The sequence below is a fragment of the Bradyrhizobium sp. sGM-13 genome, from assembly GCF_018398875.1.
GTDB lineage: Bacteria > Pseudomonadota > Alphaproteobacteria > Rhizobiales > Xanthobacteraceae > Bradyrhizobium.
In genome coordinates, this window is record NZ_JAGWDK010000009.1 from 37,556 (window position 1) to 50,616 (window position 13,061).

Consider the following 13,061-nt stretch of genomic DNA (forward strand, 5'->3'; position numbering starts at 1 on the left):
ATGGAGACTGCAACAATGCATGCGCCGAGATCGTGGAGAAAGTTGCTTGCAGCCATCCTGGTGGCGTTCATCCTGCCTGCCCCGGTCTATGCCATCGCATCGTCGACCGGCGAGCCAGCCTCCCTCCGCAACGAGGCCGGCGATGACGCCGCGTCCGACCAGCAGGCGGTCAGCCGCGAGCTGGCGCTTTTCCGTGGATCGGCGATCTCGCTGAGCCAGGCGATGGCGATTGCCGAAGCCCTGCATGCCGGCGCGACGACCGCCGATGTCAGCTTCGACGGCGCGCCGGATTCACCGGTCTACCGCGTCAAGACACTTCACAACGACCGCATCTGGCACCACGCCATCGACGCCACGACTGGCAAGATCGTCGGCGGCGAAGCCGCCCTGCCCCTGAAGGAGTTCGATGCCGCGGAACGCAGCAACCTCGTTGCACTCAAGACGATCCGGCAGCGCCTGGCAGATGCCGTCCGCGTGGCCGAGCACGCGGCGTCGGGCAAGGCCATCAGCGGCGGCCTGATCCGCGAACGCGGCCGGCTGAATTTCGCGATCGTCGTCATGAGTGGCAACGACCTGAAAGCGGTGATCCTCGAGCCTCCCGGCGCCGCAAGGCGGCGATGACGGGGCTCGTCTGCCCGCATTGCAGACCGGATGAGGCGAAAAGCCGTTGACTGCAGCCCCAAGCTGCCGCATAAGTCCGCGCCATGACGACTTCGACCAAAGCGACCACGAAAACCAAAGCACCCTCCGGGGGCTCGGGAGCCGTGCGCGCGTAGTCGAACGATCGCATTATCCGAACCGAAGCCCCGCCTGAAAAGGACCGGGGCTTTTTTATTGCCTGTAAGCCATGATGCTCAACCAGAGGACAGACCCGTGAGCCACGAACCCGTTGTAGCCATTGCCGGCGTGACCGGCGCGGTCGGCGCCGAATTCATCGCCACCATGGACAGGCGCGCTTTTCCGGTCGGCAGGCTCAAGGCGCTGGCGAGCGCCCGCTCGGCCGGCAAGACCATCGATTTCCGCGGCGAGAAGATCGTGATCGAGGAGCTAACCGAAAAGTCGTTCGAGGGCGTCGACATCGCGCTGTTCTCGGCGGGCGGCGGCATCTCGCGCAAGTTCGCGCCTGCTGCCGTGAAGGCCGGCGCGGTCGTGGTCGACAATTCCTCAGCGTTCCGGATGGATCCGAACGTGCCGCTGGTCATCCCGGAGATCAACGCGGGCCGCATCCGCGACCACAAGGGCATCATCGCCAACCCGAACTGTTCGGCGATTACCGCGCTGGTGCCGCTGTGGCCGATCCACCGCCAGAACCGCATCAAGCGCATGATCGTCTCGACCTACCAGGCGGCAAGCGGTGCAGGCGCGGCCGCCATGGAGGAACTGGTGGAATCGACCCGCGCCTATCTCGACGGCCGGCCGTTCACGCCCAAGGTGATCCCGCTCCCCTACGCCTTCAACGTCTTCAGCCACAACACGGCAATCGATCCCGAGACCGGCTACAACGACGAAGAGACCAAGGTGATCAGGGAGACCCGCAAGATCTTCGAGGACGATAGAATCGCGATCGGCGTAACCTGCGTCCGCGTGCCGGTGCTCCGCGCCCATTGCGAGGCCATCACCTTCGAATGCGAAAAGCCGATCACCGAGGATGAAGTGCGCGCGATCCTGTCGAAGGCGCCGGGCGTCAGAATCGTCGACGACCGCGCAAAGAACTATTTTCCGATGCCGATCGATGCGTCGGGCCAGGACGACGTTCTGGCCGGCCGCATCCGCAAGGATCTCAGCGACGCCTCCGGCCACTCGATCTCGATGTTTGTATCGGCCGATCAGCTCCTGAAGGGCGCAGCGCTGAACGCAATCCAGATCGCGGAGTTACTGCCGCAACGCGCGATGGCGTGAACATGCCGCAGGGTGGGCAAAGGCGCGACTGCGCCGTGCCCACCATCGGTCCGCATCATCAATCGAAATATTGGGCACGCTTCGCTTTGCCCACCCTACCCGCTACGCGCCCGTCACGCGCCAGATCACGTTGCCGACGTCGTCGGCGACTAGCAGCGAGCGGTCGGGACCGATCGTCACGCCAACCGGTCGTCCGTAGGAGACTTTCTCGTCGGCGGCGAGAAAGCCCGTCAAAATATCCCGCGGCGGACCGGAGGGGCGGCCGTTCTCGAACGGCACGAAGACGACGGCGTAGCCGCTCAGCGTGCTGCGATTCCAGGAGCCGTGCTGGCCGATCAACATGCCGTCCGGAAAGCCCGGCAGCGTGCCTGATGGCATCCAGCACAGGCCGAGCGAGGCGGTGTGGCCGCCGAGTGCATAGTCGGGTTGAATCGCCTTCGCGACCATGACCGGGTCCTGCGGCACGCGGTCGTCTATCGTCTGTCCCCAGTAGCAATAGGGCCAGCCGTAGAAGCCGCCGTCGCGCACTGAAGTCAGATAGTCCGCGGCGTCTCGTCGCCGAGGCCGTCGCGCTCGTTAACGACCGTCCAGAGCACGCCGGTGTTGGGCTCCCAGGCGAGGCCCACGGGGTTGCGCAGTCCGCCGGCGAAGATGCGGCTCGAACCGTCGCCAAGATCGAGTTCATAGATCGCAGCGCGGCCCTGCTCCACTTCCATGCCCATCTCGGCGATGTTGCTGAGCGAACCGACTCCGGCGTAGAGCTTTTTGCCATCCGCGCTCGGCAGCAGGCTCCGCGTCCAATGTCCGCCGGGCTTGAATGTCACGAGCTTTCGTCCCTCGGCGGTGATGCGGTCCGCGCCAGCCACATAGGGAAAGGCGACCACGCCGTCGGTGTTGCCGACATAGAAGGTGTCGCCGACCATCGCCATGCCGAACGGCTGGCTCAGTCCCTCCATGAAGATCCCGCGCCCTTCAGCAACGCCGTCACCATCGCGATCGCGCAACAGGGTGATGCGGTCGGCGCTGACACCGAGCGCCGCGGCACGCCGCATCGTGGCCTGCATCGCATAGTGGAACACGCTCCTGGGCGGTCCCGCGATCTGGGTGGCCTCTGCGATGAGCACGTCGCCATTGGGCAGCACGTTGATCCAGCGCGGATGGTCCAGGCCGGTCGCAAACGCGTTGACCTTGAGCCCGGGCGCCGCGGTCGGCCTCTGCCCGTCGCTCCAGCCTTGGGCCGTCGGCATCTTGAGCGTCGGGATCGCCCCTTGCGGCTTCGCCGCTGGAATTGCCGGCGCGCTGCCCCAGGCCGCTTTGGGCGCGGATCCCTGCAGACGTCGCCACAGCAGCGCCGCGGCGCCGATCAGCGCGACCATTCGCGCGAAAATGCCGGAAAAGTTCATGCAGGGCCCCTGTTGTTCCCGCGCACCGATGCGCCGAGAGACGGTAGTTATACGATCTTGGCGTCAGCCGCCGAATCAAAGAGACAGGCGTTAGCGCTTTTTTGTCAGAGCGCTTCCTCCCTGAACCTTTGCCCGCCCAATTGGCGGGCCTCTTTTCAAGCGAGGACGCCCGGCTTCGCCTCAATCCGGCGCGCGAAACAGTAAGCAAGCATCGCCATAGGAATAGAACCGGTAGCCGGCTGCGATCGCATGCGCATAGGCGCGCTTCATCGTGTCAAGACCGGAGAATGCCGACACCAGCATGAACAGCGTCGAGCGCGGCAGGTGGAAATTGGTCATGAGGATATCGACCGCGCGAAAGCGATAACCCGGCGTGATGAAGATCGAGGTCTCGCCATCGAACGGCTGAACGGTGCCGTCTTCGCGCGTGGCGCTCTCCAATAGCCGTAGCGACGTGGTGCCGACCGCTATGATGCGCCCGCCCTGGGCGCGCGCGGCATTCAACGCGGCAGCGGTATCAGCCGAGATCGATCCCCATTCGGCATGCATCCGGTGCTCGGAGGTCTCGTCCACCTTCACAGGCAGGAAGGTCCCTGCCCCGACATGCAGCGTTATCCGATGCAATTCGACGCCGTGGCGGCGTAGCGCCGTCTCGAGCTCAGGCGTGAAATGCAGTCCCGCCGTCGGTGCCGCGACCGCCCCCTCATTTGCGGCGAACATGGTCTGATAGTCGGCGGCATCGCGATCGCCGGGCGCGCGTTTGGAGGCGATATAGGGCGGCAGCGGCGGCGTGCCGAGATCGGCGATGGCCTGATCCAGCGCCGGACCGTGAAACGAAAACGACAGCGTGATCTCGCCCTCTTCGCCCTTGGCCTCGACCTCGGCGTCGAGATGGCCGAGCAGGCAGACCTTGCCTTCATTGCCGAAGCGAACGATGTCGCCGGGCGCGAGCTTCTTCGCCGGCTTAACCAGCGCGCGCCAGCGCGACCCGTCCAGCCGCTTGATCAACGTCGCCTCGATCTTCGGCTCGGTCTCGCGGCCGATGCGCCGGCCCTTGAGTTGGGCGGAGATCACCTTGGTGTCGTTGACGACGAGTTGATCGCCAGGCTCCAGCCATTGCGGCAACTCGGCGACGGTGCGGTCGCGCAGCACGCCATCGGGTTGCACCACCAGCATCCGCGCAGCATCGCGCGGGCTCGCGGGCCGCAGCGCGACGCTGGTGGCGGGAAGTTCGAAGTCGAAGAGATCAGTGCGCATGTTCTTGCACGTCATTCCGGAGGCCGCGCAGAGCGCGGCAATCTGGAATCCAGAGATTGTCAGCGCGAGATTCCGGGTTCACGCTTCGCGTGCCCCGGAATGACGGCGTCAAATCAAGCCGCTTCCAGCGCCATCCGTGCCTTGACGATCTTGTCCGGGTTCTGCACCGGCTCGCCGCGCTTGATCTTGTCGACGTTCTCCATGCCCGACGTGACCTTGCCCCAGACCGTGTACTGGCCGTTGAGGAAGGAGGCGTCATCGAAGCAGATGAAGAACTGGCTGTCGCCGGAATCCGGGCTCGCGGCGCGAGCCATCGAGACGGTGCCGCGCACGTGCGGTTCCTTGTTGAACTCGGCCTTCAGCTTGTTGCCGGAACCGCCGGTGCCGGTGCCGTGCGGGCAGCCGGTCTGCGCCATGAAGCCCTCGATGACGCGATGGAACACGATGCCGTCGTAAAATCCCTCACGCACCAGTTTCTTGATCTGAGCGACGTGGCCAGGTGCGAGATCGGGACGCATTTCGATGGTGACGGGGCCCTGGGTGGTTTCAAGGATCAAAGTATTTTCGGTATCAGCCATACTCTTTTCTCTTCCGGTTTGGGTGGACGTTTGCGGGTTCTAAAAAGGACCGCGAAAGGCCGGCCGGCGACCGCACCGCCCAGTCCCTCGGTAAATGGCAACGGCGTGCAGCGTTGCAATGTCTCCATCACGGCAATTCGGTACGCGACCCTGTCGTTATCGCTGGCGCGTTCCGATTCGTAGGTGATCCTGGGTTGCCCCAGAATGGCGCCCTCGCGGTTGAAGCTGACGGCGACCGTAATGTCCATCGGGCTGGCGCGCGAGTAAGGCGGCGGCTGCCAACACGAATACAGTTTGGCGAATATGTCCTTGATGGTGTCGAGTTGCTGCGGTTGAGCCGCCGCATGCGCCCCCGATGCGAGCCACACGAGAGCAGCGGCAAACCAGACGAATGGCTTGCTGCGGCCCGCCGTCATGGCCTCACTTGACGTCGGATGCGACTTGCACCTTCACCATCTTGTCGGGATCGACGACCGGTTCGCCACGCTTGATCTTGTCGACCACGTCCATACCCGACATCACTTCGCCGATCACGGTGTATTTGCCGTTCAGTGACGCGCCTTCGGCAAACATGATGAAGAACTGCGAATTGGCCGAGTTGGGATCGCTGGTTCGCGCCATGCCGACGATGCCGCGCTTGTACGGCACGTTGGAGAACTCGGCCGGAAGGTTCGGATGTTTCGAGCCGCCGGTGCCGTTGAAATTCTTGCCGTCGCCGGTCTGCGCCATGAAGCCTTCGATCACGCGATGGAACGGCACGTTGTTGTAGTAGCCCTCGCGCGCGAGCAGCTTGATGCGTTCGGCATGCTGGGGCGCGATGTCGTTGCGCAGCTTGATCACGATGCGGCCCTTGGTGGTGTCGATCACGATCGCATTCGCCTTGTCGAGATTAGCGGGCAGCGGCTGCGCGATCGCGGGGACCATAACGAACAACGCGGCGAGAACAGCGAGAATTCGGATCATGAAAGCTCCGGTCATGTGGAAACAGGAAAGCGCGTAGAAGCGCGTTAGCCCGCGAACTTGGCCTTCAGCCTCGCGGCAATCTGGGGCGGCACGAAGGCGGAGAAGTCGCCGCCCATGCCGGCGATCTGGCGAACCAACGTGGCGGTGATCGGGCGGACCACAGGCGACGCCGGGACGAACACGGTGTGCACCTCTGGCGCCATCACCTCGTTCATGCCGGCAAGCTGCATTTCGTAGTCCATATCGGTTCCATCGCGCAGGCCGCGAATCATGATGGTCGCGCCGACCTGCCGCGCCGCAGCTACGGTGAGGTTGTCGTAGGTGGTGCAGTCGAAAGCGCAGCCGGCCTTTTGCGCAATCGGCTCACATACCGCCCGAATCATGTCGACCCGCTCCTCGATCGAAAACAGCGGCTTCTTGCCGGAATTGACGCCGATGGCGACAACCAGGCGGTCGCACAGCGTCACGGCGTGCCGCAGCACGTCCAGATGGCCGTTGGTGATGGGATCGAATGAACCGGGATAAAGCGCGATACGGGACATATTCCCTCCTACCGCGCCTCGGGCGGCCGGGCAAGCCGGGTCGGTTCCCTTCGGATCCGGGTTTTTACTTCGAGTCGGCCAATGAACCAGTCTCGGGATCCCCGTCTCGGGCGGGCCGGCAATGTTTCGTCCGCCACCGGCCGGCGAAACAAAACTCGGTCCGGACGAAACCATTTTCCGCGCCCGCGAAGACGGCCGGAAACTTGCGCCCCCTACAAGTCCACCCAACGAAACGACGGGCCGCCAAGGCCCATGACAGGGGACCGTCATGATCAAGGCTTTATCCGCCATCGCTGCTGCCGCGTTCATCGCTGCCGCGATGACCGTATTGCCCGGCTTTGCCCCCCAGGTCGAAGCCAGCGTGCCGCAGGCGCTTGCCAAGGGTGACCGCCTGGATATCCGCAACGTCGGCAAGGACTGCTCGCAGCAGGCTTGGCCGAATTTCGAGGCTTCGTGCCTGCGCGCCGCCGGCTCCAAGGCCGTGGTGAGGGAAGCCCGCCTGGTGACCGCCGACCGCACCCCGTAACGGCAAAACATTCGTTCCGACCCCACCTCCAAGGAACGCTCTAGTGGCGAGTAGGGATGCCCCCCTGCTCGCCATTGACGTTCTGGAAGCTTGGATTGCGCGAAATTCTCCTGCCTGCCTCAAGCGCGCGAGCACGCGTTCGAGGTCTTCGCGGCCGCGCTTGACGGATCTGTACACATCACTCAGATGGCCGGAAATATTGACAGGAAGGAAACAAGCGCGTGGCCAGCACGATTTTCGACAACGCCCTCTATCGCGACGTTTTCTCGACGCCGGCCATGCGAGCGGTGTTTTCCGATGAGGCGCAGCTCAAGGCCTATGTGCAGGCTGAAGTCGCGCTTGCCATTGCGCAAGGCGACACCGGCGTGATTCCGCGCGAGGCGGCCGAGGCGATCGCGCGGCAGGCGCCGGCGATCGCGCTCGATATCGAGCAGTTGAAGCGCGACACCGAGAACGTCGGCTATCCCATTGTCGGCCTGGCCCGCCAGCTATCGGAGCGACTCGGCGAAGCCGGCCGCTATCTGCATTGGGGAGCGACCACGCAGGACATCATGGATACCGCGACGGTCCTGCAACTGCGCGAAGCGGTCGCGCTGATCGAAGCGCAGCTCACTGACGTCATGGCCGCGCTTGCCAATCTCGCCCGCCTCCACCGCGATACCCCGATGGCCGGCCGAACCCATCTTCAGCAGGCGCTGCCGATCACGTTCGGGCACAAGGCAGCGATCTGGCTGTCGGCGCTGCAGCGCTCGGCCGATCGGCTCGCGCAAGCAAAACCTCGTGCCCTTCAGGCGCAGCTCGGCGGCGCGGCGGGAACGCTGGCTTCACTCGGCGATCGCGGACTGGATGTACGTGCCGCCTATGCCCGCGTGCTCGGTCTGGCCGAACCCGACATCACTTGGCACGTCGCCCGCGACGGGCTGGTCGAACTGGCGCAGACGCTGGCCGTGATCTGCGGCGCGTTCGGCAAGATCGGCTACGACATCATGCTCCTGATGGCGACCGAGATCGGCGAGGTATTCGAGCCCTTCTCCTCACATCGCGGCGCATCCTCGACCATGCCGCAGAAGCGCAACCCGATCTCCTCGGAAATTCTGCTGGCGAACGCAAAGGCATCGCGCGACGCCGCTTCGCTGATGTTAGATGCCATGGTTCAGGATCTCGAGCGCGCCACCGGGCCCTGGCATTGCGAGTGGCTCGCTTTGCCCCAAGTCTGTTTGCTGACGGCCGGGTCGCTGGCGCAGGCGCAATTCATGCTGTCCGGCCTGATCGTCGATCCCCAGGCGATGAAGCGAAACCTTCATGCCACGCGCGGGCTGATCGTCGCCGAAGCGGTCATGATGGGGCTGGCGCCCGCGCTTGGCCGTCAGTTGGCCCATGACGAGGTTTATGCCGCCTGCCGCGATGCGTTCGAGCGTGGCGACGCGCTGCTCGATGCCCTGCTGCGCCGCCCGGCCATCGCATCCGCCCTGCCGCGCGATCGGCTCGCCGCGTTATGCGAGCCGTCAAACTATCTCGGCACCGCGGGAGCGATGGTCGACCGCGTGCTCGCACGTCACAGCAAGTGATAAGCACGATCGATAAACACCGACGCGCTACCGCATGGCAGCGTATTGACGCGAATGGCCACGACCCGATTATCGGAGCCGAGCCCGCCGCTTTCGGAACTCCTGCCGGCGGCAAAGACCCTTTGGAGCGCGCGCTCGATCTGGTAGAATCCGCACGAGCGAGGAGGAAGCCGTGGACGAGCTGGAGCGCTGGCTGGCGCCGCTTGGCCTGGCGCAGTTCGCACCCGCGTTGCGGGCGAACGATGTCGATCTCAATATCCTGCCTGAGCTGAGCGAGGCGGACCTGGAGAAGCTCGGCCTCTCGCTTGGCCAGCGCAAGAAGCTATTGAAAGCGGCCGCATGCCTGCCACAGCCCTCGAAACTGGCAGGCCCGAGCGCCGCGTCGGCGCCAAGCCTCAGTGCCGTCTCCTCTGCCGAACGTCGGCAGCTCACGGTGATGTTCTGCGACCTCGTCGGTTCGACCGCGCTATCGGCTGGTCTTGACCCCGAGGACCTACGCGAGGTGATTGGCGCCTATCACCGCTGCGTAGCTGAGACGGTCGCCCGCTTCGACGGCTTCGTCGCCAAGTACATGGGCGACGGCGTACTACTTTATTTCGGCTATCCGCAAGCGCACGAGGACGACGCCGAGCGAGCGGTGCGCGCCGGTTTGGCACTTATCGACGCCGTCAACCAACTGCAAACACCCGAGCGTCTTCGGGTCCGGATCGGCATCGGCACAGGACTTGTCGTGGTCGGCGACCTTATTGGCATGGGCGAAGCACAGGAACGGGTCGTGGTAGGCGAGACGCCCAACCTCGCGGCGCGCCTGCAAGCAGTTGGCGAGCCGAACACCATCGTCGTGGGTCCCATGACGCGTCACCTCCTGGGCGATCTTTTCGAGTACCGCGATCTCGGGACGGTCGCGATGAAAGGCTTCCCGCAGCCGGTCCAAGCCTATCAGGTGCTCCGCTCGAGCGCCGTCGAGAGCCGGTTTGAAGCCTTCCATTCGGCCGGCCTGACGCCACTGGTCGGCCGCGAGGAAGAGCTCGAACTGCTACTGCGCCGGTGGCAGCGTGCGACCTCCGGGGAGGGGCAGGTGGTGCTGCTCTCAGCGGAGCCCGGGGTCGGGAAATCGCGACTGGTGGCGGCCCTCCAGGAGAAGCTCCAGGCCGAACCGTACTCGCGCCTGCGCTGCTTCTGCTCGCCGCACCACCAGGGCAGCGCGCTGTACCCGGTCATCAAGCAACTGGAGCGGGCGGCCGGGTTCACCAGGGACGACCCAACGGCGGTCAGGCTCGACAAAATCGAGGCGCTGTTAACGGCCTCAGCGACCGCTGCCGAATACATGCCGCTATTGGCCGAGCTGCTATCATTGCCCTCCGACCGCTATTGCCCGGTATCGCTCAGTCCGCCTGCGAAGAAGGAGCGCACGCTTCAGGCGCTGCTCCGGCAAGTGGAGGACCTGTCTCGGCGCAATCCCGTGCTGTGGGTCTTCGAAGATGTGCACTGGATCGACCCGACCTCGCTCGAGCTTCTGCAAGTAGCGGTCGATCGCGTGCAGCAACTGCCGGTGTTGCTACTCCTCACCTTCCGACCGGAGTTCTTGCCACCGTGGATCGGCCAGCCGCACGTCACGATGCTGGCGCTCGGTCGCTTGAACCGGCGTGACACCGCAGCCCTCGTACAGCGGGTGGTCGGCGATAAAGTGCTGCCCGGCGCGGTCGTCCACGAGATCGTCGACCGCACGGACGGCGTGCCGCTGTTCGTGGAGGAACTGACCAAGGCCGTGCTGGAAGCGGGAGCCGAAGGGAATGCCAAGGCCGTGCTTTCGCGAACCTCACCGGGTGCACTCGCCGTCCCGGCTACCCTGCACGCCTCGCTCCTGGCCCGTCTCGACCGTCTCAGTCCGGAAGCCAAAGAAATTGCCCAGACCGGCGCCGCCATTGGCCGGGAATTCTCCGACGATCTGATACGCGCCGTGTCGCCACTGCCGGACGCACCTTTGCAGTCCGCCCTCGACCAGCTTGCCGCGTCACAGTTGATTTTTCGTCGTGGCTCGTCAATCTACAGCTTCAAGCACGCACTCGTTCAGGACACCGCCTACGGCACACTGCTGCGCGGCAAGCGGCAACCGCTGCACGCGCGGATCGCACGTGCCCTCGAGGAGCTGTTTCCGGACATCGCGGCTACCCAGCCGGAGGTGCTTGCGCACCACTTCACCGAGGCTGATCTCACGGAAGATGCTGTGGCCTACTGGCGCAAGGCTGGCCAGCGCGCGGCCGAGCGCTCGGCACACGCGGAGGCGATCGCCCATCTCCGCAAGGGGCTGATGCTCGTCGATCGGGTCGCCGAGCCTGCGGAACGCGCCCGCCGCGAACTCGACCTGCAGCTCGTGCTTGCGCCGGTGCTGATCAGCACCAAGAGCTGGTCGGCACCGGAGGTGGAGCAAGTCTACCTGCGTGCCCGAGACCTGTGCCGGCAAGCCGGCGATGTGGCGCAGCTCTTTATCGTGAGTTGGGGGTTGTGGCTCGTTTACCAGCAACGCTGCGAGTTTAAGACGGCTCGCGATCTGCTGGACGAGCTGTTCGCACTCGCGCGGCAGAGCACAGATCCGGCGCTCCTCCTGCAGGCGCATCATGCCGCATGGACAACCCTTCTCAATCTCCCGGATCTGACCGCGTGCAGGGCGCATCTCGAGGCGGGATTGGCGCTCTATCGGCCGGACGCGCACAGTGCCCACAAATTCCTCTATGGCAGCCACGACGCGGGTGTCTGCTACCGATACACCGAGGCTGCCGCGCTGTGGCCGCTTGGCTTCCCCGAGCAGGCGCTCGCCGCTGCGCGCGAAGCGGTAAGCATGGCGCGGGAGCTGTCGCATCCTTTTAGCCTTGTTCTCGCCCTGGTGTTCGCGGCGATGATCTACCAGCATCGGCGGGAAGCCGAGCCGGCCCGGGAGCAAGCGGAAGCCGCGATCGCGGTGTGCGCCGAGCACGGCATCGCACCGCACCTGGCGGCGGCGGGAAGCATCTTGCGGGGTTGGGCGATCGCGGAACGCGGACAGGCAGCGAAAGGGATCTCGGAGGTCCGCGACGGTCTCGCGGCCGTCCAGCCGACGGGCGTGCGTATCCGTCGGCCCTTTTATCTCGCGCTGCTGGCTGAAGCTTCGGCGCGGGCCGGAGAAATCGAGCCAGGATTGACTGCGCTGGCCGAAGCTGCGGCCGCTGTCGAGGAGACCGGCGAGCGGCGATGGGAGGCGGAAATTTATCGCTTGATTGGGGAGCTGACGGCGGCGAGGCCAGGCGGCGACAGGACCGCAGCGGAAGCGTACTTTCGGCGAGCGCTTGACGTGGCCGGTCGCCAGAGCGCGAAGACGCTGGAGTTGCGCGCCACCACGAGCTTGGCCCGGCTCTGGCGTGATCAGGGCAAGCACCAGCAGGCCAGTGATCTCCTCGCGCCGACCTATGGATGGTTCACGGAAGGTTTCGATACCCCTGATCTGCGGGAGGCCAAGGCGCTGCTTGATGCGCTCCAGTGACGCTCCTGTATGTCAATCGGCGCCGACGTTGAACCTAGATCGGCAACGCTCCGGAGAGTCCAGTGTGATCTGAAGTTTGTGCCAATCGCGGCAAAGCACCGACACGTTGGCAGGCCGATTCAATTCTGTGACTGGGGTACGGGGCCGGCGCTCTCGCGAGTGCCCGAGGCGACTTGCGGTAGGGCAAGGTTGAAAGCATCAACCAGCCGACGTCGCCAGGGTTGCGTCAGCATCGACAGCTTGCCTTCGAGCAGAGCTGCCCTTTCCCGGGCTCCCGCGCTTTCCGTGCTCACTTTGAGCAGTTCGGCCAACAGCTTGTTGGTGCGTTCGCATTCTCTTTCGAAGTCGGCGCGATGACCGCTGGCAATCACCTTCATCTCTGCCAGCTCAGTCTGCAGCGTCTCAATTCGTTGCTTTAGGGCGGTGACCACCTGGTGACCGGCCTGCGTTTGCGGCTGACGGGGTATCGGGGAATGGCTGAATTCGCTGAGATCGACCTGGACTAACGTCTTGCCGTCGTTGGAGCGCGAGCGCGGCCATCGGTGTCGCTTCACCAGAGCGCGGGCAGCTTCTGGGGAAATCTTGAGCCGTTCGCCCAGATCGGCATACGTCAGCATCTCGACGGGCATGAGATCCGCTCCCGTTGGCCGGACGGTCACCACCCGGACACGGCAAACGGTATCAATCTATAGTTAATGCTTGGTTTACCGTAAGCGGGAGCCCTGACGCGACGCGCCGCGGCGAGCGTCCAGCTCATCCGGACTACGCACCTCGTCATTCCGGGATGCGTGCGCAGCGCGCAGGCCCG

At 64.7% G+C, this 13,061-nt stretch carries 11 protein-coding genes and 1 pseudogene; 5 read left to right on the plus strand and 7 right to left on the minus strand.

The genetic code is table 11. The annotated features are described in order from the left end of the window. Positions 1–15: 15 nt before the first annotated feature. Both KJQ96_RS15285 and KJQ96_RS15290 read left to right on the plus strand, forming a co-directional pair. On the plus strand, positions 16–621 hold the full coding sequence (locus KJQ96_RS15285; protein ID WP_213287418.1) for a PepSY domain-containing protein: 606 nt from the start codon (positions 16–18) through the stop codon (positions 619–621). 252 nt (positions 622–873) lie between these two features. After that, positions 874–1,899 (plus strand): aspartate-semialdehyde dehydrogenase, encoded by a 1,026-nt coding sequence (locus tag KJQ96_RS15290; RefSeq protein ID WP_213287419.1) that lies wholly within the window; start codon positions 874–876, stop codon positions 1,897–1,899. A 102-nt stretch (positions 1,900–2,001) separates the two neighbouring features. Here the strand turns inward: KJQ96_RS15290 and KJQ96_RS15295 are convergent. The 6 genes and pseudogenes from KJQ96_RS15295 to coaD form a co-directional block, all read right to left on the minus strand. After that, a pseudogene (locus KJQ96_RS15295) lies at positions 2,002–3,302 on the minus strand (PQQ-dependent sugar dehydrogenase). 180 nt (positions 3,303–3,482) lie between these two features. Continuing rightward, positions 3,483–4,559 carry a tRNA preQ1(34) S-adenosylmethionine ribosyltransferase-isomerase QueA gene (queA, locus tag KJQ96_RS15300; protein ID WP_213287420.1) on the minus strand — a complete coding sequence of 359 codons (1,077 nt, stop codon included), beginning with the start codon at positions 4,557–4,559 and terminating at the stop codon, positions 3,483–3,485. 113 nt (positions 4,560–4,672) lie between these two features. Next, positions 4,673–5,137, minus strand: a complete 465-nt coding sequence (locus tag KJQ96_RS15305; protein WP_213287435.1) for a peptidylprolyl isomerase — start codon at positions 5,135–5,137, stop codon at positions 4,673–4,675. Continuing rightward, on the minus strand, positions 5,113–5,553 hold the full coding sequence (locus KJQ96_RS15310; protein ID WP_213287437.1) for a hypothetical protein: 441 nt from the start codon (positions 5,551–5,553) through the stop codon (positions 5,113–5,115). The genes KJQ96_RS15305 and KJQ96_RS15310 overlap by 25 nt, the downstream gene beginning before the upstream one ends. 4 nt (positions 5,554–5,557) lie before the next feature. Further along, a complete protein-coding gene (locus tag KJQ96_RS15315; protein WP_213287439.1) occupies positions 5,558–6,100 on the minus strand; it encodes a peptidylprolyl isomerase in 543 nt (180 codons plus the stop codon). Positions 6,101–6,144: 44 nt separating this feature from the next. Then, the gene (coaD, locus tag KJQ96_RS15320; RefSeq protein ID WP_213287441.1) at positions 6,145–6,642 is read right to left on the minus strand and encodes a pantetheine-phosphate adenylyltransferase; all 498 of its coding nucleotides are present in this window, start codon (positions 6,640–6,642) and stop codon (positions 6,145–6,147) included. A gap of 268 nt (positions 6,643–6,910) precedes the next feature. Between coaD and KJQ96_RS15325 the strand changes: the two genes are divergently transcribed. From KJQ96_RS15325 to KJQ96_RS15335, 3 genes are all read left to right on the plus strand, one after another. Next, the gene (locus KJQ96_RS15325; protein ID WP_213287443.1) at positions 6,911–7,168 is read left to right on the plus strand and encodes a hypothetical protein; all 258 of its coding nucleotides are present in this window, start codon (positions 6,911–6,913) and stop codon (positions 7,166–7,168) included. Positions 7,169–7,389: 221 nt separating this feature from the next. Then, the gene (pcaB, locus tag KJQ96_RS15330) at positions 7,390–8,736 is read left to right on the plus strand and encodes a 3-carboxy-cis,cis-muconate cycloisomerase (protein ID WP_213287445.1); all 1,347 of its coding nucleotides are present in this window, start codon (positions 7,390–7,392) and stop codon (positions 8,734–8,736) included. Between the two features lie 172 nt (positions 8,737–8,908). After that, positions 8,909–12,253 carry an adenylate/guanylate cyclase domain-containing protein gene (locus KJQ96_RS15335; protein ID WP_213287446.1) on the plus strand — a complete coding sequence of 1,115 codons (3,345 nt, stop codon included), beginning with the start codon at positions 8,909–8,911 and terminating at the stop codon, positions 12,251–12,253. Positions 12,254–12,372: 119 nt separating this feature from the next. Here the strand turns inward: KJQ96_RS15335 and KJQ96_RS15340 are convergent, their stop codons facing one another. Further along, on the minus strand, positions 12,373–12,882 hold the full coding sequence (locus KJQ96_RS15340; protein WP_213287447.1) for a hypothetical protein: 510 nt from the start codon (positions 12,880–12,882) through the stop codon (positions 12,373–12,375). Positions 12,883–13,061: the final 179 nt, after the last annotated feature.